General features: G+C 71.3%; 23 protein-coding genes. 10 read left to right on the top strand and 13 right to left on the bottom strand.

Annotation, left to right across the window (positions count from 1 at the left end):
• Nucleotides 1-91 precede the first annotated feature (91 nt).
• The 3 genes from AB0J12_RS04575 to AB0J12_RS04565 all read left to right on the top strand — a co-directional run bounded on the left by AB0J12_RS04575 (nucleotide 92) and on the right by AB0J12_RS04565 (nucleotide 2,331).
• Nucleotides 92-538, top strand: a complete 447-nt coding sequence (locus AB0J12_RS04575; protein WP_363262688.1) for a sec-independent translocase — start codon at nucleotides 92-94, stop codon at nucleotides 536-538.
• Nucleotides 539-686: 148 nt separating this feature from the next.
• Nucleotides 687-1,352, top strand: a complete 666-nt coding sequence (locus AB0J12_RS04570) for a hypothetical protein (protein ID WP_363262687.1) — start codon at nucleotides 687-689, stop codon at nucleotides 1,350-1,352.
• Between the two features lie 85 nt (nucleotides 1,353-1,437).
• Nucleotides 1,438-2,331, top strand: coding sequence for a DMT family transporter (locus tag AB0J12_RS04565; protein ID WP_363262685.1), 894 nt, complete (start codon nucleotides 1,438-1,440; stop codon nucleotides 2,329-2,331).
• Nucleotides 2,332-2,334: 3 nt separating this feature from the next.
• Here the strand turns inward: AB0J12_RS04565 and AB0J12_RS04560 are convergent, their stop codons facing one another.
• Genes AB0J12_RS04560 through AB0J12_RS04550 form a run of 3 tightly spaced genes read right to left on the bottom strand, consistent with a single transcriptional unit; the run spans nucleotide 2,335 to nucleotide 5,381 of the window.
• Nucleotides 2,335-3,468, bottom strand: a complete 1,134-nt coding sequence (locus AB0J12_RS04560; RefSeq protein WP_363262684.1) for an Mrp/NBP35 family ATP-binding protein — start codon at nucleotides 3,466-3,468, stop codon at nucleotides 2,335-2,337.
• A 43-nt stretch (nucleotides 3,469-3,511) separates the two neighbouring features.
• A complete protein-coding gene (locus AB0J12_RS04555) occupies nucleotides 3,512-4,108 on the bottom strand; it encodes a DUF1003 domain-containing protein (RefSeq protein WP_363262683.1) in 597 nt (198 codons plus the stop codon).
• Nucleotides 4,098-5,381, bottom strand: coding sequence for a CBS domain-containing protein (locus tag AB0J12_RS04550; RefSeq protein ID WP_363262682.1), 1,284 nt, complete (start codon nucleotides 5,379-5,381; stop codon nucleotides 4,098-4,100). Before AB0J12_RS04550 ends, AB0J12_RS04555 begins: the two co-directional genes overlap by 11 nt.
• A 202-nt stretch (nucleotides 5,382-5,583) precedes the next feature.
• On the opposite strand from AB0J12_RS04550, the gene AB0J12_RS04545 reads away from it, so the two are divergent.
• Entirely contained in the window at nucleotides 5,584-6,333 is a 750-nt protein-coding gene (locus AB0J12_RS04545; protein ID WP_363262681.1) for a hypothetical protein, read from the top strand.
• A gap of 112 nt (nucleotides 6,334-6,445) precedes the next feature.
• On the opposite strand, the gene AB0J12_RS04540 is transcribed toward AB0J12_RS04545, so the two are convergent.
• Nucleotides 6,446-6,958 carry a hypothetical protein gene (locus AB0J12_RS04540; RefSeq protein WP_363262680.1) on the bottom strand — a complete coding sequence of 171 codons (513 nt, stop codon included), beginning with the start codon at nucleotides 6,956-6,958 and terminating at the stop codon, nucleotides 6,446-6,448.
• 34 nt (nucleotides 6,959-6,992) lie between these two features.
• Nucleotides 6,993-8,117, bottom strand: a complete 1,125-nt coding sequence (locus AB0J12_RS04535; RefSeq protein ID WP_363262679.1) for a magnesium and cobalt transport protein CorA — start codon at nucleotides 8,115-8,117, stop codon at nucleotides 6,993-6,995.
• A 457-nt stretch (nucleotides 8,118-8,574) separates the two neighbouring features.
• Here AB0J12_RS04535 and AB0J12_RS04530 point away from each other — a divergent pair, with 457 nt between their 5' ends.
• Nucleotides 8,575-9,159, top strand: a complete 585-nt coding sequence (locus AB0J12_RS04530; RefSeq protein ID WP_363262678.1) for a suppressor of fused domain protein — start codon at nucleotides 8,575-8,577, stop codon at nucleotides 9,157-9,159.
• A 30-nt stretch (nucleotides 9,160-9,189) separates the two neighbouring features.
• On the opposite strand, the gene AB0J12_RS04525 is transcribed toward AB0J12_RS04530, so the two are convergent.
• Nucleotides 9,190-10,452, bottom strand: a complete 1,263-nt coding sequence (locus tag AB0J12_RS04525; RefSeq protein WP_363262677.1) for an MFS transporter — start codon at nucleotides 10,450-10,452, stop codon at nucleotides 9,190-9,192.
• A 189-nt stretch (nucleotides 10,453-10,641) separates the two neighbouring features.
• On the opposite strand from AB0J12_RS04525, the gene AB0J12_RS04520 reads away from it, so the two are divergent.
• The 3 genes from AB0J12_RS04520 to AB0J12_RS04510 all read left to right on the top strand — a co-directional run bounded on the left by AB0J12_RS04520 (nucleotide 10,642) and on the right by AB0J12_RS04510 (nucleotide 13,015).
• Complete coding sequence (locus tag AB0J12_RS04520) at nucleotides 10,642-11,283, top strand: DUF6758 family protein (RefSeq protein WP_363262676.1); 642 nt, start codon at nucleotides 10,642-10,644, stop codon at nucleotides 11,281-11,283.
• A 210-nt stretch (nucleotides 11,284-11,493) separates the two neighbouring features.
• Nucleotides 11,494-12,351: a PHP domain-containing protein gene (locus AB0J12_RS04515; RefSeq protein WP_363262675.1), complete on the top strand. Its 858-nt coding sequence runs from the start codon at nucleotides 11,494-11,496 to the stop codon at nucleotides 12,349-12,351.
• Nucleotides 12,352-12,409: 58 nt separating this feature from the next.
• A complete protein-coding gene (locus AB0J12_RS04510) occupies nucleotides 12,410-13,015 on the top strand; it encodes a MarC family protein (RefSeq protein WP_363262674.1) in 606 nt (201 codons plus the stop codon).
• Between the two features lie 80 nt (nucleotides 13,016-13,095).
• Here the strand turns inward: AB0J12_RS04510 and AB0J12_RS04505 are convergent, their stop codons facing one another.
• Entirely contained in the window at nucleotides 13,096-13,248 is a 153-nt protein-coding gene (locus AB0J12_RS04505) for a hypothetical protein (RefSeq protein WP_155060754.1), read from the bottom strand.
• Between the two features lie 222 nt (nucleotides 13,249-13,470).
• On the opposite strand from AB0J12_RS04505, the gene AB0J12_RS04500 reads away from it, so the two are divergent.
• Nucleotides 13,471-14,376 carry an NYN domain-containing protein gene (locus tag AB0J12_RS04500; RefSeq protein WP_363262755.1) on the top strand — a complete coding sequence of 302 codons (906 nt, stop codon included), beginning with the start codon at nucleotides 13,471-13,473 and terminating at the stop codon, nucleotides 14,374-14,376.
• Between the two features lie 190 nt (nucleotides 14,377-14,566).
• Here the strand turns inward: AB0J12_RS04500 and AB0J12_RS04495 are convergent, their stop codons facing one another.
• On the bottom strand, nucleotides 14,567-15,463 hold the full coding sequence (locus AB0J12_RS04495) for an alpha/beta hydrolase (RefSeq protein WP_363262673.1): 897 nt from the start codon (nucleotides 15,461-15,463) through the stop codon (nucleotides 14,567-14,569).
• 128 nt (nucleotides 15,464-15,591) lie between these two features.
• Nucleotides 15,592-18,282, bottom strand: coding sequence for a DEAD/DEAH box helicase (locus AB0J12_RS04490; RefSeq protein WP_363262672.1), 2,691 nt, complete (start codon nucleotides 18,280-18,282; stop codon nucleotides 15,592-15,594).
• Between the two features lie 539 nt (nucleotides 18,283-18,821).
• Here AB0J12_RS04490 and AB0J12_RS04485 point away from each other — a divergent pair.
• Complete coding sequence (locus AB0J12_RS04485; protein ID WP_363262671.1) at nucleotides 18,822-19,559, top strand: ferritin-like fold-containing protein; 738 nt, start codon at nucleotides 18,822-18,824, stop codon at nucleotides 19,557-19,559.
• Nucleotides 19,560-19,654: 95 nt separating this feature from the next.
• Here AB0J12_RS04485 and AB0J12_RS04480 read toward each other — a convergent pair whose 3' ends face one another.
• The 4 genes from AB0J12_RS04480 to AB0J12_RS04465 all read right to left on the bottom strand — a co-directional run bounded on the left by AB0J12_RS04480 (nucleotide 19,655) and on the right by AB0J12_RS04465 (nucleotide 21,633).
• Nucleotides 19,655-19,921, bottom strand: a complete 267-nt coding sequence (locus AB0J12_RS04480) for a hypothetical protein (protein ID WP_363262669.1) — start codon at nucleotides 19,919-19,921, stop codon at nucleotides 19,655-19,657.
• Nucleotides 19,922-20,179: 258 nt separating this feature from the next.
• Nucleotides 20,180-20,407: a DUF3107 domain-containing protein gene (locus AB0J12_RS04475; RefSeq protein WP_363262668.1), complete on the bottom strand. Its 228-nt coding sequence runs from the start codon at nucleotides 20,405-20,407 to the stop codon at nucleotides 20,180-20,182.
• A gap of 166 nt (nucleotides 20,408-20,573) precedes the next feature.
• Nucleotides 20,574-21,218 (bottom strand): TetR/AcrR family transcriptional regulator, encoded by a 645-nt coding sequence (locus tag AB0J12_RS04470; RefSeq protein ID WP_363262667.1) that lies wholly within the window; start codon nucleotides 21,216-21,218, stop codon nucleotides 20,574-20,576.
• Nucleotides 21,219-21,408: 190 nt separating this feature from the next.
• The gene (locus AB0J12_RS04465; RefSeq protein ID WP_361631287.1) at nucleotides 21,409-21,633 is read right to left on the bottom strand and encodes a hypothetical protein; all 225 of its coding nucleotides are present in this window, start codon (nucleotides 21,631-21,633) and stop codon (nucleotides 21,409-21,411) included.
• Nucleotides 21,634-21,736 lie beyond the last annotated feature (103 nt).

Below are 21,736 nucleotides of genomic sequence, written 5' to 3'. Positions count from 1 at the left end.
CACTGACGTAAACCTCACCCCGGGACGGTACCGGTCGGACAGGTCGGACAGGTACCGTGGACCCGGCCGAGGACATCGCGAGGAGCTACAGGTGTTCAATGACATAGGACCACTCGAGCTGGTGACCATCATCGTGCTCGGTGTGCTCGTCTTCGGTCCGGACAAGCTCCCCAAGGTCATCCAGGACGTCATGCGCACGATCCGGAAGATCCGCGAGTTCTCGGAGAGCGCCAAGCAGGACATCCGCCAGGAACTGGGCCCGGAGTTCAAGGACTTCGAGTTCGAGGACCTCAATCCCAAGACGTTCATCCGCAAGCACATGGAGAACGAGGACCTGGGGCTGAAGGAGATCCGCAACGGCTTCGACCTGAAGAAGGAGATGGCCGAGGTCACGGACGCGGTGCACAGTCGCGACACCGAGATCGCCTCCGCCAACGGCTCTCCGGCCGCCACCGGCTCCGGCCGGGTCGACATGACCAAGAAGCCCGAGGACGGCGGCAAGGACGACCGCCCGCCGTTCGACGCCGACGCGACCTGAAGCGCCGCCGCGCGACCCACGCGCCGGGGCGGATTCCCGGCTGCCCGCGGCGAGATGGATATGCTGCCGAGTTGTTGTGCGGATCGGACGAGTACGCCCGAAGGGGGGCGGGCCGTCCGGTCCGACGAGAGCGAGGAGGCGTCCGGGCATGGAGACGACGAGTCGGGCAGTCGCACAGGCGCCGGCCGCGGAGGGTGGACAGCAGGTCCCCACCGCGCGGCGCACGGTCGACGGCTACCTGCGCGCGCCCTTCCCGTGGTACGGCCTCGACGAGGCGTTCACCGGGCCGCGCTGGCTGATGCAGGTGGGTACGGCCGCCGACGGGGCCGTCGAGCATGGTTCGATCGGGCACGGGGACGAGCCCTCCCTGCGGGGTGAGAGCGGTGCGGCCGGTGAGCCGCGCGAGAAGTTCGCCGTGGTGGTCACCGTCGCCGCGCACCCCTCCCGCCGCAGCGCCGACGGCACGGGGCTGCTGGAGGCGACGTCCGTGTCGTCGGCGGCGTGGCTCGCCGGAGTCGGGCTGCTGTCGTTCACCTGGCCCGGGCAGATGGACCACACCCTGCGCGACGACTGGCTGGAGCAGCAGACGGAGACGGCCTGGGTGCTGGCCGACGACCTCGACGGCGAGGACTGGTCCACGCTGTCGCTGCCGGTGGACGGCGTGCCGACGCCGTTCCACTACCGGGAGTCCGAGTTCGGCTGGGTCCTCGCCGGCACCACCCAGCAGGGCGTGCACGTGGGCGCGTACGGCCGCGGCATGAGCGCGTACGGCCTCGGGTTCGCGATGATCAAGGACATCGCCACGTACGCCTGACCGGGGATCACGGGGTGGCCTCCCGGCCGCCCCCGCACGGCGGTTCCCGCAGGACGTGGCGGCCGGGGTCGGGCATGGTGGACATGTGATCCTGGTGGCCGCCTCCTTCGCCGTGCTGGGAGCGGCGTGCAATGCCGTGGGTACGGCGTTCCAGCGCAAGGCGGCCTCGTCCGTCCCGAGCGGTGGCGGACTGCGGCTGCTGCTGGCCCTGGCGCGGCGTCCGGTCTGGCTGATCGGCATCGGCGGCGTCCTGGCGTCCGCCACCTGTCAGGCGATCGCACTGCTCAACGGGCCGATGGCCCTGGTGCAGCCCCTGTTCATCCTGGAGCTGCCGTTCGCCCTGCTGATCGGCGCCCGGCTGATGCACCGCAGGATGCCGGCCCCAGGCTGGTGGGCGGTGGCCGCAGTCGTCACCGGACTGGTGCTGATCCTGGCGTCGGCGGCGCCCTCCGGCGGCGGCAACGAGGCGCCGATGGTGCGCTGGGTGCCGGTGCTCGTGCTGTGCCTGGGAGCGATGGGCGCGGCGGTGGTGGTCGCCCGCCCGGGCCGGCCGCCCCTGTTCCGCGCGGCGGCGCTCGCGTCGGCGGCCGCCGTCGGCAACGCCCTCACGGCGGCCCTGCTGAAGTCCGCGAGCGACTCGTTCGCCGAGGGCGGCCTGCCGGGCTTCCTGAGCACCTGGCAGACGTACGGCTTCGCGCTGGTCGGAAGCGCGGCGCTGCTGTTGCTGGAGAACTCCCTGCAGGCCGGTTCGCTGGCCGCGTCCCAGCCGGCGCTGACCATCGGGGACGCCACGGTCAGTCTGCTGCTCGGCGTTCTGCTGTTCGACGAGCACATCCGCACCGGCTGGTGGCTGGTGCCCGAGGCGCTGGGCGTCGGGTGCATCGTCTGGGGCGTCCTGCGGCTCACCCGGGTCGTGCCGGGCGCCCAGCAGACGCTCGTGGGCGACGACAGCCTGCAAAGGCCGCCGTCGCCCCGGTGAACGTCAGAACTTGTTGCGCGGCGTGATGCCCAGCGACAGACCCGACAGGCCACGCTGACGCCCGCCCAGCTTGCCCGCGATGGCGCGCAGCGCCGAACCCGCCGGGGAGTCCGGGTCGGACAGCACGACCGGCTTGCCCTCGTCGCCGCCCTCGCGCAGCCGCACGTCGATCGGGATGGAGCCGAGCACCGGCACCGACGTACCCGTCGTACGGGTGAGGCCGTCGGCGACCGTCTGGCCGCCGCCCGTGCCGAAGACGTCGACCATCTCGCCACAGTGCGGGCAGGGCAGGCCGGACATGTTCTCGACCACGCCGACGATCTTCTGGTGGGTCTGCACGGCGATGGAACCGGCGCGCTCGGCGACCTCGGCGGCGGCCTGCTGCGGGGTCGTCACCACGAGGATCTCGGCGTTCGGGACCAGCTGGGCCACGGAGATCGCGATGTCACCGGTGCCGGGCGGCAGGTCCAGCAGCAGCACGTCCAGGTCGCCCCAGTACACGTCCGCGAGGAACTGCTGCAGCGCGCGGTGCAGCATCGGGCCACGCCACACGACCGGGGCGTTGCCCGGCGTGAACATGCCGATGGAGATGACCTTCACGCCGTTCGCCGACGGCGGCATGATCATGTTCTCGACCTGGGTGGGACGGCCGTCCGCGCCCAGCATGCGGGGCACGCTGTGGCCGTAGATGTCGGCGTCCACGACACCGACCTTCAGCCCGTCGGCCGCCATCGCAGCCGCCAGGTTCACCGTCACCGAGGACTTGCCGACGCCGCCCTTGCCGGAGGCGACCGCGTAGACGCGGGTGAGGCTGCCGGGCTTGGCGAAGGGCACCTCGCGCTCGGTCTGGCCGCCGCGCAGCGCCGCCGCCAGCTCCTTGCGCTGCTCGTCGCTCATCACGTCGAGCGTGACGCCGACGCGCGTGACGCCCTCGACGCGGGAGACCGCGTCCGTGACGCGCTGGGTGATGGTGTCACGCATCGGACAGCCGGACACCGTCAGGTACACGGTGACCGCGACCGCACCATCGGCGCCGATCTCCACCGATTTGACCATCCCGAGTTCCGTGATGGGCCGGTTGATCTCGGGGTCGTTCACCGTCGCCAGCGCTTCGCGCACCGCGTCTTCCGTAACCATAAGGTCGATGGTACGGCCCGGTAGCCATCGCCCGGGATGCCCGTCAGCGGTCGTCTACGTCACGTCCGTGCGGCCGTTCTGCCGGGAATACCACCGCCTCCGCGTGGTGGCCGTTCTGCCGGTGCTCCAGCTCCTTGATCACGTCCTGCAGCTCGGAGCGGATCCAGTCGCGGGTGGCGACCTCGCCGAGGCCCATCCGCAGCGCGGCGATCTCCCGGGTCAGGTACTCCGTGTCGGCGATGGACCGCTCGTTCTGCTTGCGGTCCTGCTCCAGGTTGACCCGGTCGCGGTCGTCCTGCCGGTTCTGCGCGAGCAGGATCAGCGGGGCGGCGTAGGAGGCCTGCAGGGACAGCATCAGCGTCAGGAAGATGAACGGGTAGCGGTCGAAGCGCAGATGCACCGGGGCGGCCACGTTCCACACCACCCACAGGATGATGACGACGGTCATCCAGACGATGAACCGTCCCGTCCCCAGGAAGCGGGCGATCCGCTCCGACAGCCGCCCGAAGGCCTCCGGGTCCCATTCGGGCAGCAGCCTGCGCCGCGGCGGTCGCGGCTGGTCGAGCCGGGCGCGCGGGCGGCTGGTCGCGGTCGCCCCGGCGGGCATGCGGTCACGCGTGGTGTCGCGGTCAGGTGCCATGTGCGTTCGCCCCCTCTCCCAGGTGGAACTCGGTCTCGCGCCAGTCCTCGGGCAGCATGTGGTCCAGTACGTCGTCCACGGTCACGACGCCCAGCAGCGACCCCGACTCGTCGACGACCGGCGCCGCGACCATGTCGTACGTGGCGAAGAACCCGGCGACGACCGGCAGCGCCGCGTCCGGCGCCAGCGGTTGCAGGTCCTGGTCGAGCAGTGAGCTGACCAGGGTGTACGGCGGGTCGCGCAGGAGGCGCTGGAAGTGGACGGTGCCGAGGTACTTGCCGGTCGGCGTCTCGTCGGGCGGCCGGCACACGTACACCTGCGCCGCGAGCGCCGGGGACAGGTCGGGGTTGCGGACCCGGGCGAGCGCGTCGGCGACGGTGGCGTCGGGGCGCAGCACGATCGGCTCGGTGGTCATCAGACCGCCGGCGGTGTGCTCCTCGTACGACATCAGGCGCCGCATCTCGGCCGCGTCGGCGGGCTGCATCAGGCTCAGCAGCCGCTCGGTGTCCTCCTCCGGCAGCTCGGAGAGCAGGTCGGCGGCGTCGTCGGGGTCCATGGCCTCCAGGACGTCGGCGGCGCGTTCCTCGGCGAGCTTGCCGAGGATCTCGATCTGGTCGTCCTCCGGCAGCTCCTCCAGCACATCGGCGAGCCGGTCGTCGTCGAGGGCGGCGGCGACCTCGGAGCGGCGCTTGGGGGAGAGGTGGTGCAGCACGTTGGCGAGGTCGGCCGGGCGCAGCTGCTCGAAGGTCGCGAGCAGGCTCTCGGCGCCCTGCCCGTGCTCCTCCAGGGAGAAGCCGGTGACCTGGGACCACTCGACGGTCAGTGCCTCGCCCTTGGCCCGCCGGAAGGCGCTGGACTTCTTGCCCTTGCGGACGAAGACGCGGTCGATCTCCCAGTCCCGGCGGGCCGGCAGCTGCTGCACCGACAGATCGAGCACGGTGACCTCCTCGCCGGTCTCGACGAGGGTGACGCGCCGGTCCAGCAGCTCGCCGAAGACGAGCCGCTCGGTGGGCCGCTGCTCGAAACGGCGCACGTTGAGCACGCCGGTGGTGATGACCTGGCCGGACTCGATGCTGGTCACCCGGGTCATGGGCAGGAAGATACGGCGCCGGGTCGCCAGCTCGACGACCAGGCCGAGCAGCCGCGGCGGCCGGCGGCCGACGCGCAGCATGACGACCAGATCGCGCACCCGCCCCACCTGGTCGCCGGTCGGATCGAACACGGCGACGGCGGCGAGGTGCGAGACGAAGATCCGGGGGGCGCCCCCTGCCATGACCGGGGCCTCCTTTACATGGGTGCGTGACGGTATCGGTGAGTCTTTCCCCAATTGCCCGCTGAGTCGGGCTTCAGGCTAGCCCGTCCCGTTCGGAAACGTCCCGGCGGGCGGTCCGGACGGACTGGCTCCGCCCGGCGGCCCCGCCCCCGGTACGCTGCCGTACGCCGCTGTGGACCCCGACGGAAAGGCACCTGCTTCCGTGACTGCGACTGCCCTGGGAATCACCCGCCGGAACGCGCTCGCCGGCGCGCTCACCGTGCTGGCCGTGACCGGGCTCGCGGGGTGCTCCGACGATCCCGACGCGGGCACCAACGGCGTCGGCAAGCTGCCGGTCGAGCAGATCCAGAGCCGTACCCAGCAGGCCGCGGACTCCGTCGACGCCGTGCACCTGTCGGGCAGCGTGGTCGCGAGCGGGCACACGTACACACTGGACATGCGCCTCAAGGACGACGGCGGCACCGGCTCGGTCACCTCCGAGGCGGGCACCTTCCAGCTGCTGCGCGTGGACAAGCAGCTGTTCCTGAAGGCGGGCTCGGACTTCTGGGACCACGAGGACTCCAAGGGCGGGCCGAAGGTGGCGGACACCGCGGCCGCGGACAAGCTCGGCGGCAAGTATGTGAAGGTGCCGCAGCGCGACCCCGCGTACCAGCGGTTCAGCGGCTTCACGGACAAGGACGTCCTCCTCGACAGTGTGCTGACCCTGCACGGCTCACTCGCCACCGACGGCCACCACGAGCAGTCCGGCGTCCGCACCATCCGCATCACCGGCGACAAGGGCTCCGGCGGCACCCTCGACGTCTCCCTCGAAGGCAAGCCGTACCCCCTGCGCCTGGTCCGCGCGGGCGGCGCGGGCACGCTGGTCTTCTCGGAGTGGGGCAAGGACTTCACCCTGGCCGAACCGGCCAAGGGCGAAACGGTGGACTACGGCAAGCAACTGCCGACGTCATAGCTTTGCGCGCCGGCCCGCAGGAGCGCCCCGGAAGGGGCGCGGGGAACGGCGCGACCAGCCACGACGCAGCCGCAGCCGAAAGACGACAGAACCCGGCACTACCCGCGGAGCGCTACCGCTTCCGCTTCTTGAAAAGCAACCGAGGCAACCCCGCCGGAACGGCCTCCCGCGTAGTCGCCGACGAGGCAACCGGCACCGCGGCCAGCGACCCCTCGGGCAACGGCAACACCGACCCAACCGGTTCCAGGCGGAGCACCCGGCACTCCCGCGCCCACCGCTCCACCATCGCCTCACCGTCGGGCGCGTTGAGCCGCTTGCCCTTCAGCTCGGCGACGGCCGCCTGCCACGCCTCGGACTCCGGCGCCGGCTCGACGACCTTCACGGGGAAGGACACCAGCCGGCCGCCCTTGTCCTTGCTGCGCACGGTCACCTCGGCGGTGCCGCCGTCGGTGAGCCCGGTCAGCGGCTGCTCCCCGGTCCCGTCACCGACCAGGCACACCGCGCCCTCGTGCCACACGTGCCACAGCGCATGCGCGGCCGGGGCGCCGGCGGCCTTGACCCAGATGAGGCCGGACTTCTTCGTGGCCTCCTCGACGAGGGCCTGGTCGAGCAGCTCGCTAGTCATGCGCCCAGCCTAACCAGCGTCTTTGCCGCGCCCGTCACAGCCAGCCGTTGCGCTTGAGGGTGCGGTGGATGCCGAGACAGATCGCCACCGTGATCGACATGATCACCGGGTAGCCGTAGCGCCAGTGCAGCTCCGGCATGTGCTGGAAGTTCATCCCGTACACCCCGCACACCATCGTCGGTACGGCGATGATCGCGGCCCACGAGGTGATCTTCCGCATGTCCTCGTTCTGCGCCACGGACGCCTGCGCGAGGTTGGCCTGCAGGATGGAGTTCAGCAGCTCGTCGAAGCCGACGACCTGCTCCTGGACGCGGGCGAGGTGGTCGGCGACGTCGCGGAAGTACTTCTGGATGTCGGGGTCCACCAGCCGCATCGGCCGCTCGCTCAGCAGCTGCATGGGCCGCAGCAGCGGCGACACCGCCCGCTTGAACTCCAGGATCTCCCGCTTGAGTTGGTAGATCCGGCCGGCGTCCGTGCCGCGCGGGGTGCCCTTGCGGCCGGGCGAGAAGACGTCCGTCTCGACGGCGTCGATGTCGTCCTGGAGTGCGTCGGCGACCGCGATGTAACCGTCCACCACGTGGTCGGCGATGGCGTGCAGCACCGCCGAGGGGCCCTTGCCGAGCAGTTCGGGGTCGTCCTGGAGGCGGTGGCGCAGCGCGCGCAGGCTGCCCTGGCCGCCGTGCCGGACGGTGATGACGAAGTCCCGCCCGGTGAAGCACATCACCTCGCCGGTCTCGACGACCTCGCTGTTGGCGGTGAGTTCGGTGTGCTCGACGTAGTGGACCGTCTTGAAGACGGTGAACAGCGAGTCGTCGTACCGCTCCAGCTTGGGCCGCTGGTGCGCCTGCACGGCGTCCTCCACGGCCAGCGGGTGCAGCCCGAACTCGGTGGCGATCCCGGCGAATTCGGCCTCGGTCGGCTCGTGCAGGCCGATCCACGCGAAGCCGCCGTCGCGCCGCACCTGGCGCATGGCCTCCTGCGGGGTGATCGGGCGGTCACTGGGCAGGCGGGCGCCGTCGCGGTACACGGCGCAGTCGACGACGGCCGACGGACGGGCCGGGCGGGGGGAGGTGTCGTAGCCGCCGGTCCTGGGCAGTTCCTTGCGCAGGGAGACACGGGAGGGGCGGACCACAGCGCGCAGGTCGCGGATCATCGACATGGGCGGGCTCCTTCGCATCGGGCAGCGAAGACCCCGGTCACCCACAGCGGGTGGAACTACCCGGAATGAGGACGTCCTGCGTGCGTATGTTTGGCACATCCACAAAGCGGGGAGCACCGCACCGTTGCGGTGACGAGCTTCGCTGCTGATTCAGATCAGACAGATCAGGCAAAACGAAACGAAGTGCTCTTCCGAGTGAAGGCGCGAGCGCGAAAGGCGGCAGCAGGCCGGATTCAGGGCAACCGCATCAGCGGCCGGAAGAGCGAGTGGTACTGCACGGTCGACTTCGATCCATGACAGCCCCACCTCCTCCGGTCGGTCCCTCGTAAGGGAGTTCCTTCGGCGCCGGGCTGGATGCGCAACGCTTCTGCGTGCTGCCCGACCGGCCAAGAGTATCAGCCGACCGGTGTGTCAAGGCGCCGCTTTGCCCGCTACTGACGAGTTCTATGCTCGCCGCATGGCAGATGTTCTTCCTCTGGTCGAGGCCCGCTTGCGCACCGCGCTGGGCGAGCCGGACGCGCGCGCGGCGGTCACCTTCCTCGGCACGGAACGGATCGAGGTGCTGCGCTTCCACGAGGGGGGCATCGTGCGTTACGCCACCCTCGGCATGTCCGCGCAGCCGATGACCGACCCCACCGCGATGCTCGCCGATCCCGTCAAGGGGCCCCGGGCCGAGCTGGTGCTGTCGGTGCGCGCCGGCGTCACCGAGACCGACAAAGTGCTCCGTCCGCTCGCCGTGCTGGCCGCGTCCCCGCAGGTCGAGGGGTTGGTCGTGACCCCGGGCGCGTCCTTGGACGTCGGGGAACCGCTGTGGCCGGGAGCCCCCTTCACCTCCGTCCTCGTCGCCGAGCCCGGCGGGCTGGTGGAGGATCTGGAATTGGACGACCCGATGGACCCGGTCCGCTTCCTGCCGCTGCTGCCGATGACCCCGAACGAGGCCGCCTGGAAGCGTGTGCACGGCGCCCAGGCCCTCCAGGAGAAGTGGCTGGCACAGGGAACGGACCTGCGGGATCCGTCCCGCAGGTCCGTCCCGCTGGAGTGACGGACGTCACCAACCGCATGGCGGCCGGGGTCAGTTGGCGAAGACCGTGACACCGTCCTCGGTGGCGTGCTTCGGCTGCAGTTCCTCGGCCATGGGGGTCCCCCCTGTTCGAGCGGAGTCGAGAACTTGGGGGAGGGTGAGGGCGTTGCGCCGTACGAGGACCACGAGCGCGCCCACGACCGCGGTGACCGCCGCGACCACGAACGGGATGTGGAGGTCGCTCCACTCCTCGATCTTCGGCGCGAGGTAGGGCGCGGCCGCCGCTGCGAACCACCGCACGAAGTTGTAGCCGGCGCTCGCCACCGGACGCGGGGCGTCCGACACGCCGAGGGCCAGCTCCGTGTAGACGGTGTTGTTCACGCCGATGAACGCGCCGGACAGGATCGTGCAGACGATCGCCGTGGCGTGGTCGCCGTAGCCGAGGACGGCCACGTCTACCGCGAGCAGCACCAGCGAGCCGCCCAGCACCTTCAGCGAACCGAACCGGGCCTGCATGCGCGGCGCCACGATCACCGAGAACACCGCGAGCAGCACGCCCCAGGCGAAGAAGACCGCGCCCGACTTGTACGGCGTCATGTTCAGCACGAACGGCGTGAAGGCCAGGATCGTGAAGAACGTGTAGTTGTAGAAGAACGCCGAGACGGCGGCGGAGGCGAGGCCGCCGTGGCCGAGCGCCTTGAGCGGGTCGAGCAGCGAGGTCTTGCGGGCGGGCTTCGGCTGCTCCTTCAGGAACACCGTGATGCACAGGAAGCCCACCGCCATCAGGAACGCGGTGCCGAAGAACGGGTAGCGCCAGCTGACGTCACCGAGCAGCGCGCCCAGCAGCGGGCCGCAGGCCATGCCGAGGCCGAGCGCCGACTCGTAGAGCAGGATCGCCGCCGCGCTGCCGCCGGCCGCCGCGCCGACGATCACCGCGAGCGCGGTCGAGACGAAGAGCGCGTTGCCGAGGCCCCAGCCCGCGCGGAAGCCGACCAGCTCACCGACCGAGTCCGAGGTGCCGGCCAGGCCCGCGAAGACCACGACCAGCGCGAGACCGGCCAGCAGCGTCTTGCGGCCGCCGATGCGGCTGGAGACGAAGCCGGTGACCAGCATGGCGATCGCGGTGATCAGGAAGTAGGAGGTGAACAGCAGCGAGACCTGGCTGGGCGTGGCCTGAAGCCCCTTGGCGATGGACGGCAGGATCGGGTCGACCAGTCCGATGCCCATGAAGGCGACGACGGACGCGCCCGCGGTCGCCCAGACCGCCTTGGGCTGCCGCAGGATGCTGCCGGCTTCCGCGTCGAAGGGGTCCATGTCTTCTCCAGTCCCGGCGAGTGCCCGACGAGGGATGGTTGCAAAATACATGCAGCAGATACAGTAAGTTAGGTGAGCTAATTAGTGCAGCTAGCATCTAGTTCTGCCTGGTGGGTGCGGCGGACGGGGAGAGTCCGGACGGGTGATCGTCCTTGACGTGGCGCGGCCGGGGTAGGACCGTGGAGCCCTATGAGGGGCGAACCCAGTTGCCCGAAGTGTGGTGGCCGGGTCAGGGCTCCCGGCCTCTTCGCCGACTCCTGGCAGTGCGATGTCCACGGGACGGTGTATCCGTTGCAGCCTGTGATCCCACCCAGCGTCGAGGCCCTCGACGCGGTGGTGCGTCGCACCCAGGTCCCGGTGTGGATGCCGTGGCCGCTGCCGGTCGGCTGGTTGTTCACCGGTGTGGCCTGCGCCGGCGACGACCGCAGCGGCGGGCGTGCGACCGCGGTGGCCTGTACGGGTCCCGGTCCGCTCGGCGGCATGGGGGAGCTGATCCTCGTCGCCGAGGAACTGGGCGTGGGTCTCGGAGCGCGGTACGCCGGTCTGGACGGGCCCGACCCGGGGCCGCACATGAACGTCGAGAAACCCGCCGAGGTCAAGGTCCTGGCCGCCGGGCGGCCGACGCCGCTGTGGCACGTGTCCGGCGGACCGGCCGACCGTGCCGTCTTCGCCGGGGAGGCGCTCGGGTTGTGGCTGTGGGCCGTGGTGTGGCCCGAGCAGTCGGGGTTGCTGATGTACGACGAGCTGGTGCTGGCGGATCTCCGTGAGGCGGGGGCGGAGGTCGAACTGGTGCCGTGTGGGGCGTTGTCGCCGCGCTTGCTGAAGCCGTAGGGCTGCGCCGGCTCGAGCGGTGCGCCCACTGAGGGGGCCGGTTCCTGGTCGATGGCGGCTGCGGGCCGTCGTGGGCTGGTCGCGCAGTTCCCCGCGCCTTGGGTCGGTCGGTGTAAGGGGCGCTGTGGAGTGCGGGTGTGACAGGGGGGTGCGAAAACCCGGCTATCCTTGAGTGTCCCCTTCCGTACCGTCCCGCCTGGAGTTCGCGTCGTGCGTATCGATCTGCACTGCCACTCCACCGCGTCCGACGGTACGGACACCCCGGCTGAGCTGGTGCGTAACGCCGCCGCGGCCGGGCTGGACGTCGTGGCGCTGACCGATCACGACACCACCCGTGGGTACGCCGAGGCGATCGCCGCGCTGCCCGAGGGGCTCACGCTGGTCACCGGCGCCGAGCTGTCCTGCCGTATCGACGGCGTCTCGATGCATCTGCTGGCCTACCTCTTCGATCCCGAGGAGCCCGCGCTGCTCGCCGAGCGCGAGCTGGTCCGGGACGACCGGGTGCCGCGGGCCCAGGGCATGGTCACCAAGCTGAACACGCTGGGCGTGCCGGTCACCTGGGAGCAGGTGGCCCGGATCGCCGGCGACGGATCGGTGGGGCGGCCGCACGTGGCGACCGCGCTGGTCGAGCTGGGTGTCGTCCCCACCGTGAGCGACGCCTTCACCGCCGACTGGCTCGCCGACGGCGGCCGGGCGTACGTCGAGAAGCACGAGACCGACCCCTTCGAGGCCATCCGCCTGGTCAAGGGCGCGGGCGGGGTCACGGTCTTCGCGCACCCGGCCGCGAGCAAGCGCGGGCGGACCGTGCCGGAGTCCGCGATCGCCGAGATGGCCGCGGCCGGTCTCGACGGCATCGAGGTCGACCACATGGACCACGACGAGGAGACCCGGGCCCGGCTGCGCGGTCTGGCGAAGGACCTCGGCCTGCTGGTCACCGGCTCCTCCGACTACCACGGCAGCCGTAAGACGGTCGAACTCGGCACGTACACGACCGACCCCGAGGTCTACGGGGAGATCACCCGGCGCGCGACCGGAGCGTTCCCGGTGCCCGGCGCCGGCGGAGCGTGAGCCGTCCGCTCACGTCCCCTCTCTCTTTCTCACTTCTCGCAAGGCTTGCACCACACTCATGTTCGACGTCGCTGTCTTCGGTTCTCTCTTTCTGACCCTTTTTGTCATCATGGATCCCCCTGGGATCACCCCGATCTTCATCGCGCTGACCGGCGGCCGCCCCGCACGGGTGCAGAAGCGGATGGCGCTGCAGGCCGTCTGCGTGGCCGGCGGCGTGATCACCGTCTTCGGTCTGCTCGGCCACCAGATCCTGAACTATCTGCATGTCTCCGTGCCCGCGCTGATGATCGCGGGCGGGCTGCTCCTGCTGCTCATCGCCCTCGACCTGCTCACCGGCAAGACCGACGAGCCCAAGCAGACCAAGGACGTCAATGTCGCCCTGGTCCCGCTGGGCATGCCGCTGCTCGCCGGGCCCGGCGCCATCGTGTCGGTCATCCTGGCCGTGCAGAAGGCCGGCAGCGTCTCCTCGCAGGTGTCGGTCTGGGCGGCGATCCTCGCGATCCACGTCGTGCTGTGGCTGGTGATGCGTTACTCGCTGCTGATCATCAAGGTCATCAAGGACGGCGGCGTGGTCCTGGTGACCCGGCTCGCCGGCATGATGCTCTCCGCGATCGCGGTGCAGCAGATCATCAACGGCGTCACCCAGGTGATCCGGGGCGGCTGATCCGCCCGTACACGCAGCAGGGCCCCGCGCGGCGATGTGCCGTGCGGGGCCCTGAAGCTTCTGGTGGGGGAGCCGCCCTGTTATGAGGCCGTGGTGTCGGCCGGGCGGATCCACAGGCGCTGCCCGATGGCGGCGGCCTGCTGAACGATCCTGTTGACGGAGGCGGCGTCCACGACAGTCGTGTCCACGGGCGTACCGTCGACGTCGTCGAGTCGCATGATTTCGAAGCGCATGGTGGCTTCCCCCTTCGTCTGGTCATCCTCCTGGGGAGAACTACTCATCAGTGGACCACTGGGCGTCGGTGCCCGCGATCCGTACGTCTTAGTCAACCCGCTGCGTGTTACGAACATTCCCTACGCTAAAGAAATTTTTCGAACGGCTAATTACTGACGAGTAAGACGTCGGGCGCGGGACCGAACGGGACCGGTTGTGTCCGCAGCGTGACCAACAGGACAATGGAGACGATGAACGACGACCCGGCGGCGCTGGCCGCCCGCATCGACCGCACGAACGAGCTGCTCCAGCGCATGCTCGCCGAGGTGGCCAAGACGCCCTCCACCCACGCGATCTTCGTCGACGCGGGCTACCTCTACGCGGCCGCCGGTCGCCTGGTCGCGGGCACCGAGGACCGCCGCGCCTTCGATCTCGACGCCGAGGGTCTCATCGAGGCGCTCATCGACCGCGCCCGCAACGTCTTCGCCGACAGCCGTCTGCTGCGCGTCTACTGGTACGACGGCGCCCGGCGCCGTATCCACACCGCCGAGCAGCAGTGCATCGCGGAACTGCCCGACGTCAAGGTCCGCCTGGGCAACCTCAACGCCAACAACCAGCAGAAGGGCGTCGATTCGCTGATCCGCTCCGACCTGGAGTCCCTCGCCCGGCACCGCGCCATCAGCGACGCGGCCCTGCTCGGCGGTGATGAGGACCTGGTCTCGGCGGTCGAGGCGGCCCAGGGCTACGGCGCCCGGGTGCACCTGTGGGGCATCGAGGCACCCGAGGGCCGCAACCAGGCGGAACCCCTGCTGTGGGAGGTCGACAGCCAGCGCACCCTCGACCTCGACTTCTTCAAGCCGTACGTCTCCCGGCGCACCGCCGCCACCTACGAAGGCGCGCAGGTCAACCGGCCCACCCGCGAGGACGTCCGCTTCGTCGGTGCGCAGATCGCGGCGAAGTGGTTCGCGGCGCGGGGGCGCGAGGCCCTGGTGGAGCTGCTACCCGGGCACCCCTATCTGCCGGGCTCGGTCGACCAGGACCTGCTCGTCGAGGCCGAGGGCCTGCTCCAGTACTCCCTGCGCGGCCAGGCGGACCTGCGGCGCGCACTGCGCGACGGGTTCTGGGAGCACCTGCGGACGCAGTACTAGGCCCTGTCGTTTGGATCATCCCGGCGTCGCGGGGTCTGGCACGCACATCTGCCGCGTTGTCGTCGGTTGCCAACGCTCCGCGTTGGCGCCCTCCTCCGCCTTGCAGCTGCACGCACCAGACCCCGCTCGGGTCGGCCGAAAGGCGCCGCATCTCACAGCCGGCCTGATCCAAACGACAGGGCCTAGCCGCTCACGCCGGGACGGTGTCCCAGAAGTCGGCGAGCGCCCGGGCCGTCGCCTGCGGCTGGTCGGCGTTGGGGGAGTGCTCGGCGCCCTCGATGACCGTGCGGCGCGCGTCCAGGCGTACGGCCATGTCGTCCAGCAGCGGCACCGGCCAGGTGTCGTCGTGGGCGCCGGACAGCACGTGGAACGGCAGCGGGAGAGCGGCCAGTTCGGCCACCCGGTCCGGCTCGGCGCACAACTGCCGCCCCGTGGCCAGCAGTTGCGCCGGACGGGTGTTCAGCCAGCGCTGCCGCAGCTGCTCCGGGCTCACCGGACCGCGGGCCGCGCCGCCGACCTCCTCCGGCGGGCCCATCGTCTGCATGACGTCCCACACCCCGGCCATCGTCATCACCGCGAGCGCGTCCCGCAGCAGCTTCACCCGCTGCTCCTGCGAGACGGAGATCTGCGCCGGACCCGAGGACATCAGCGTGAAGGACCGAAACGGCGTGTGGTCGAGCAGCACGGCCGCCCGGCACAGCTGACCGCCGAGCGAGTGCCCGAGCAGATGCACCGGCTCCCCGAGGGCCGCCGCCTGCGCCAGCACGTCCCGTGCCAACTCGCCCTGGGCGTACGGCGACTCGTCGTCCGCGGGGCCGTCGGACTCGTTCTGCCCGCGTCCGTCCACGGCGACCGTCCGGTACCCGCGCTCGGCGAGCGGCTCGTGCAGCAGCGCGAAGTCCTCCTTGCTGCCGGTGTATCCGGGCACCAGCAGCGCGATGCCCCGCTGGGCGACGCCGGGTGACACCGGCATGTCCACCACCGCGAACTCCCCACGCGCGGTGCGCAGACGGTGGGCGCGGGCGCCGGGGGGCGGGGTGAAGGGGGAGGGGGTTGCTGCGGATTCGGGCGCGGTGCGATCGGTCACGAGCCGAAGGGTATCGGGCGGCCCCGAGGGCAACGGGCGGCCCTGGCGGGCCGGGAGACGCGCACACGCCGACGGCCCGGCCCACGCGAGGTGGGACGGGCCGTCGGATGCGCTTGCCGGGGCGCGGATCAGCCGTCGGCCGGCTCCGTGGCGCTCGCGGCGACCTTACGGGTGCGGCGGGTCTTCGGCTTGGCCTCTGCGGCAGCCTCCGCCTCCGGCTCCGCGGTGGCGGTGGCTGCCGTCTTGCGGGTCCGGCGGACCTTGGGCTTGGCCTCGGTGGCTTCGGCCGTCTCCGTCGCAGCCGTGGCCGCGGTCTTGCGGGTGCGGCGGGCCGTCTTCGGCTTGGCGTCGGTCTCCGGCTCGGCGGTGGCCTGGGCCGGGATCTCGGCGGTTGCCTGGGCGGTTGCCTCGGTGGCCTTGCTCGCCGCGGTCTTGCGGGTGCGGCGGACCTTGGGCTCGGCCTCCGCGCCCTCGGCCGTGTCGACGGCCGCCGTGGCCTTGCGGGTGCGGCGCGGCTTGGCCTCGGCGGTCTCCGCCGTCACCTCCGCCTCCGGCTCCGCGGTGGCGGTGGCTGCCGTCTTGCGGGTCCGGCGGGTCTTCGGCTTGGCCTCGGTGGCTTCGGCCGTGTCGACGGCCGCCTCGGCTGCCGTCTCCGTCGCAGCCGTGGCCGCGGTCTTGCGGGTGCGGCGGGCCGTCTTCGGCTTGGCGTCGGTCTCCGGCTCGGCGGTGGCCTGGGCCGGGATCTCGGCGGTTGCCTGGGCGGTTGCCTCGGTGGCCTTGCTCGCCGCGGTCTTGCGGGTGCGGCGCGCCTTGGGCTTGGCCTCGGTCGCCTCGGCGGTGTCGATGGCCGCCACGGCTGCCTCGGGGGCTGCCTCAGTGGCTGCCTCGGCGGTCTTGCTCGCCGCGGTCTTGCGGGTGCGGCGGGTCTTCGGCTTCGCCTCGGTCGCCTCGGCGGTTTCCGCGGTCACCTCGGTCGCCGGGGCGGCGTCCTCGGTGCTCACCGTCGCCTTGCGGGTGCGGCGGGTCTTCGGCTTGGCCTCGGCGGTCTCCGCCGTGTCCACGGCTGCCTCGGCGGCCGTCTCCGTCACAGCCGTCGCCTTACGGGTACGGCGGCGCGGCGCGGCGGCAGGGGCCTCGATGACCTCGGCCTGCTCCGGGGCCGACGGGGCCGTCGGCTCGGACGCCGGCGTGACCTCGGCCGGAGCCGGGGCCGCCTCCGCCGGCTTACGGGTGCGGCGGCGGCGCGACTTCGCCGGCGTCTCGGGCGCATCGAGCGCCGTGCCCTCCGACGCCGTGACCGCGGCTTCCGCGGCCGTGGCGCTCTCCGTCGTCGCGGCGGCGGTGGCGGTCTGGACCGCCGGAGCGGCCGTGGAACCGCCGCGCGTGCGGCGACGGCGGCGCAGGACGCGCTGGCCGCCCTCGTCACCCTCGGCGCCCTCGGCGGTCGCGGTCGCCTCGGCGGCGGCCGGAGCCGTCTGCTCGGCGCCCGCCTCCAGCGGCGACCCGCTGCGGGTACGGCGGCGACGGCGCGGCGTACGGCTGCGCTCGCGCTCCGCCTCGCGGTCGTGGGAACGGGACTCGTCGCGGCGGTCGCTGCGGCCACCGCGGCCGCGGCCACCCCGGCCGCCCGGCTCGCCCAGGTCCTCGAGCTCCTCGGCGTTGAGGCCGGCGCGGGTGCGCTCGGAACGCGGCAGGGTGCCCTTCGTACCCGCGGGGATGCCGAGGTCGGAGAACAGGTGCGGGGAGCTCGAGTACGTCTCCACCGGGTCGTTGAAGTCCAGCTCCAGCGCCTTGTTGATCAGCTGCCAGCGCGGGATGTCGTCCCAGTCGACGAACGTGATCGCCGTGCCCTTGGCGCCCGCGCGACCGGTGCGGCCGACGCGGTGCAGGTACGTCTTCTCGTCCTCGGGGGACTGGTAGTTGATGACGTGCGTGACGCCCTCGACGTCGATGCCGCGCGCGGCGACGTCGGTGCAGACGAGGACGTCGACCTTGCCGTTGCGGAAGGCGCGCAGCGCCTGCTCACGGGCGCCCTGGCCGAGGTCGCCGTGGACCGCGCCGGCCGCGAAGCCGCGGCGCTGGAGCTGCTCGGCGATGTCGGCGGCGGTGCGCTTGGTCCGGCAGAAGATCATCGCCAGCCCGCGGCCCTCGGCCTGCAGGATGCGCGCGACCATCTCCGGCTTGTCCATGGAGTGCGCGCGGTAGATGAACTGCTTGATGTTCGCGACCGTCACGCCCTCGTCGTCCGGCGCGGTGGCGCGGATGTGGACGGGCTGGGACATGTAACGGCGCGCGAGACCGATGACCGCGCCCGGCATCGTCGCCGAGAACAGCATGGTCTGCCGCTTGGCCGGCAGCATGTTGATGATCTTCTCGACATCGGGCAGGAAGCCCAGGTCGAGCATCTCGTCGGCCTCGTCGAGGACGAGGGACTTGATGTGCTTCAGGTCCAGCTTCTTCTGGCCCGCGAGGTCGAGCAGGCGGCCCGGGGTGCCGACGACCACGTCGACGCCCTTCTTCAGCGCCTCGACCTGCGGCTCGTACGCGCGGCCGCCGTAGATCGCCAGCACGCGCACGTTACGGGCCTTGCCCGCCGTCAGCAGGTCGTTGGTGACCTGCGTGCACAGCTCGCGCGTGGGGACGACGACGAGCGCCTGGGGAGCCTCGGTGAGCGCCTCGGGGGCGGCCCGTCCGGCCTCGACGTCCGCGGGGACGACCACGCGCTCGAGGAGCGGAAGGCCGAAGCCGAGGGTCTTGCCCGTGCCGGTCTTGGCCTGGCCGATGACATCCGTGCCCGAGAGGGCGACGGGGAGGGTCATCTCCTGGATGGGGAAGGGGGTGATGATGCCGACGGCCTCCAGGGCCTCGGCGGTCTCGGGGAGGATCCCGAGCTCTCGGAACGTCGTAGTCAGGGTGCTGCCTCTTCTGTGTGCGCGGTGCGAGGCGAGCGCGGGGGTCGTGTCGGACCGTGCCGGGGACGTCGGCCGCCTTACGGAAAGCCGGACGGGCAAGCCGTAGTGCACGGGACCTCTGCCGACGCTCGAGCGCTCGTACCGCTGAGGGTGTCCCCCTCCGGGGCCGTACGCGTCCTGCCGTACGGTCGGGGAGGGCTGTCGGGTCGGAGCCGATCGGGCCACCGACCGGGCATCCTCATACGTGCGGCCCGTCGAGACACTACGTCGGAACACGACCGAGTATTCGGCAGGCGCATTACCACCATACCCCGGATCGGTGCACACGCGATGGCCGATTCGGTCACGTTGTGGTCGTCACATCCGTCCGGTGGAGACCGGCACAGCCGCCGCCCCTGTGGTGACCAGCCCTTCCGTCGTGCGGAGAGCGGACTATTGTGCGCTGCATGACGACCTCTGACAAGCCTGACCACGCCTCCGACGCACCTACGGCAGTCGCCGCCCAGGACTGGGCGACGGCCGCCGCCGAACCGCAGTACCGGGCCGCCGTCGTGGACCTGCTCGGCGCGCTCGCCTACGGCGAGCTGGCGGCGTTCGAGCGCCTGGCGGAGGACGCCAAGCTCGCTCCCACGCTGGCGGACAAGGCGGAGCTGGCGAAGATGGCGTCGGCCGAGTTCCACCACTTCGAGCGGCTGCGCGACCGGCTCACCGAGATCGGCGAGGACCCGACGCTGGCGATGGAGCCGTTCGTCGCCGCGCTCGACGGCTTCCACCGGCAGACCGCGCCCTCGGACTGGCTGGAGGGCCTGGTCAAGGCGTACGTCGGCGACTCCATCGCCAGCGACTTCTACCGCGAGGTCGCGGCCCGCCTGGACTCCGATACGCGCTCGCTGGTGCTGGCCGTGCTGGACGACACGGGCCACGCCGGGTTCGCCGTGGACCGGGTGCGGGCGGCGATCGATGCCGATCCGCGCGTGGGCGGGCGCCTGGCGCTGTGGGCGCGGCGGCTGATGGGCGAGGCGCTGTCGCAGTCCCAGCGGGTGGTGGCCGACCGCGACGCGCTGTCCACGATGCTCGTGGGAGGTGTCGCGGACGGGTTCGACCTCGCGGAGGTCGGCAGGATGTTCTCGCGGATCACCGAGGCGCACACCAAGCGGATGGCTGCGCTGGGCCTCGCGGCCTGAGCGGGGTTCGCTCCGTGGGGGTGGTTGCGGGGAGGTGCGCGGCTGCGGGCCCGTGGTGGCTGGTCGCGCGCTTCCCCGCGCCCCTTCGGCTCCGGCTACGCCGTCGCTGATCGGCGGAGGCGGCCTGCGGGGCGCAGGAGCAGGGAGAGGGACGCCGCCGAGACGATGGCCGCGCCGATCAGGCTGGGCAGGGCGCTGCCGGTGCCGAGGGCGCTGTGGGTGACGAAGTCGCCGAAGAGGGCGCCTGCGGCACCCGTCGCGAGGACCAGTGCGCGGTTCGGCAGCCGGTGCGACAGGCGGTGCAGCGCGGCCCACGCCAGGACCAGACCGATCACTGCCGAACCGAGCGCTTCGAAGATCATCGCGGGTCCCTCCCAGACGACCGGACATTGCACCGAAGGTGACACCCACCCGGTACCAAGGTCGTAGCCCGTCATACCCGTGACCTGCGGAATCCAATCCTCGGCTGTGGAGCCGCCGTGCTCCGTCCGTGAAGCCCGTGAAGTCCCCGTAGAGCACGCGTAGGGAAAGCAGGAGGAAACGCCGGAGGGAACGCCGGAGGGGGCCGACGGTGTCGAACCGTCGGCCCCCTCACGTCACGCCTCCGCGATGCGGCGTCCCTACAGCGCGCCGAAACCCACCTTGCGGGGGGCGGGCTCGCCGATCTCGATGTAGGCGATGCGGTCGGCCGGGACCAGGATCTTGCGGCCGTGCTCGTCCTTGAGGCTCAGCAGCTGCGACTTGCCGGCCAGCGCCTCGGCCACCGCCTGCTCGACCTCCTCGGCGCTCTGACCGCTCTCCAGAACGATCTCGCGGGGCGCGTGCTGCACGCCGATCTTGACCTCCACGGCTATGTCCCTCCGACGGTCAGTGAAGTGCGCGACCTTCCGCGCCGTACCCAGCACACATTAGCCCGGTGAGGGGACCCGCACGCTCCGCGCCGGGCACGCCAACAGCGAACAGCCGACGGGAACAAACTCCCGTCGGCTGTCGCGGTCCCCATCGGGGGGTGTGTCAGTGATGCTGCTCGGTGCCGTGCAGCGGGAAGCCGGCGATGCCGCGCCAGGCCAGCGACGCCAGCAGCTGCACCGCCTGGTCGCGCGGCACGCTGCGGTCGCTGTGCAGCCAGGAGCGGGCCACCACCTGCGCGAGGCCGCCGAGGCCGGAGGCCAGCAGCATCGACTCCGCACGCGACAGGCCGGTGTCCTCGGCGATGACGTCGCAGATCGCCTCGGCGCACTCGTTCGTGACCTTGTCGACGCGCTCGCGCACCGCGGGTTCGTTCGTCAGGTCCGACTCGAAGACCAGGCGGAACGCGCCGCCGTCGTCCTCCACGTACGCGAAGTAGGCGTCCATCGTCGCCCGTACGCGCTGCTTGTTGTCGGTCGTCGACGCGAGCGCGTTGCGTACGGACTGGATCAGCGACTCGCAGTGCTGGTCCAGCAGCGCGAGGTAGAGGTCGAGCTTGCCCGGGAAGTGCTGGTAGAGCACGGGCTTGCTGACACCGGCGCGCTCGGCGATGTCGTCCATCGCGGCGGCGTGGTAGCCCTGCGCCACGAAGACTTCCTGCGCGGCGCCCAGCAGCTGGTTCCGTCGGGCACGGCGCGGCAGGCGCGTACCCCGCGGGCGTACCGCCTCTGTCTGCTCGATGGCTGTCACGCCGCCTCCCAAAGTCGTCCACATGCGGTGTGCGCCGCGCCGCCATCGTACTTTTCGGTAACCCGGGTGCGCGCGGTGCGAGCGCAGAATTTCACGGACCGGACGGTGACGAAAGTCGGGTAAAGGGTTTCAAACCTGATCCGAGCGGGCAAAAAATGGCCTCTCTCCAGCTCAGCGGGGTGCCGGGAGGTCAGCGGTAGTCGTCCTCGTCGAGCGAGACGACGCGCGCCTGCTCGACCAGGTCGGCCTCGTTCGCCCGGGCGGGGTCCACACCGGTCAGCGGGTCGTCGCGATCGGGCGCGACGTCGGCGTGCTGCTCGGCGGCGTCCGCGTCGGGCGCCTCCACGTCGAACTCCGCAGCACCCTCCTCCTCGATCTCCTCGAACGTCTCGGGGTCGGTGGGGTCGACGGCCATGGACGGGCTCCCTTCCTTCGAATGTCCCTGAAGAAGCAGGGGGTCACACTCGGGTGCCCTGTCCTGAGCGTAGGAGACACCCGATGCGGACGCCATGCTGTCG

The organism is Streptomyces sp. NPDC049915, from assembly GCF_040656475.1.
Lineage (GTDB): Bacteria > Actinomycetota > Actinomycetes > Streptomycetales > Streptomycetaceae > Streptomyces.
This window is presented reverse-complemented; position numbering and strand designations above follow the sequence as displayed.

Bases quoted from the DNA above. Each gene is read 5' to 3' on its own strand.
- AB0J12_RS04505 (WP_155060754.1), bottom strand. From the start codon at position 13,248: ATGCGCTTCGAAATCATGCGACTCGACGACGTCGACGGTACGCCCGTG.
- AB0J12_RS04510 (WP_363262674.1), top strand. From the start codon at position 12,410: ATGTTCGACGTCGCTGTCTTCGGTTCTCTCTTTCTGACCCTTTTTGTC.
- AB0J12_RS04525 (WP_363262677.1), bottom strand. From the start codon at position 10,452: ATGGACCCCTTCGACGCGGAAGCCGGCAGCATCCTGCGGCAGCCCAAG.
- AB0J12_RS04570 (WP_363262687.1), top strand. From the start codon at position 687: ATGGAGACGACGAGTCGGGCAGTCGCACAGGCGCCGGCCGCGGAGGGT.
- AB0J12_RS04520 (WP_363262676.1), top strand. From the start codon at position 10,642: ATGAGGGGCGAACCCAGTTGCCCGAAGTGTGGTGGCCGGGTCAGGGCT.
- AB0J12_RS04465 (WP_361631287.1), bottom strand. From the start codon at position 21,633: ATGGCCGTCGACCCCACCGACCCCGAGACGTTCGAGGAGATCGAGGAG.
- AB0J12_RS04540 (WP_363262680.1), bottom strand. From the start codon at position 6,958: ATGACTAGCGAGCTGCTCGACCAGGCCCTCGTCGAGGAGGCCACGAAG.
- AB0J12_RS04490 (WP_363262672.1), bottom strand. From the start codon at position 18,282: ATGACCCTCCCCGTCGCCCTCTCGGGCACGGATGTCATCGGCCAGGCC.
- AB0J12_RS04535 (WP_363262679.1), bottom strand. From the start codon at position 8,117: ATGTCGATGATCCGCGACCTGCGCGCTGTGGTCCGCCCCTCCCGTGTC.
- AB0J12_RS04480 (WP_363262669.1), bottom strand. From the start codon at position 19,921: ATGATCTTCGAAGCGCTCGGTTCGGCAGTGATCGGTCTGGTCCTGGCG.
- AB0J12_RS04555 (WP_363262683.1), bottom strand. From the start codon at position 4,108: ATGGCACCTGACCGCGACACCACGCGTGACCGCATGCCCGCCGGGGCG.
- AB0J12_RS04530 (WP_363262678.1), top strand. From the start codon at position 8,575: ATGGCAGATGTTCTTCCTCTGGTCGAGGCCCGCTTGCGCACCGCGCTG.
- AB0J12_RS04500 (WP_363262755.1), top strand. From the start codon at position 13,471: ATGGAGACGATGAACGACGACCCGGCGGCGCTGGCCGCCCGCATCGAC.
- AB0J12_RS04550 (WP_363262682.1), bottom strand. From the start codon at position 5,381: ATGGCAGGGGGCGCCCCCCGGATCTTCGTCTCGCACCTCGCCGCCGTC.
- AB0J12_RS04560 (WP_363262684.1), bottom strand. From the start codon at position 3,468: ATGGTTACGGAAGACGCGGTGCGCGAAGCGCTGGCGACGGTGAACGAC.
- AB0J12_RS04485 (WP_363262671.1), top strand. From the start codon at position 18,822: ATGACGACCTCTGACAAGCCTGACCACGCCTCCGACGCACCTACGGCA.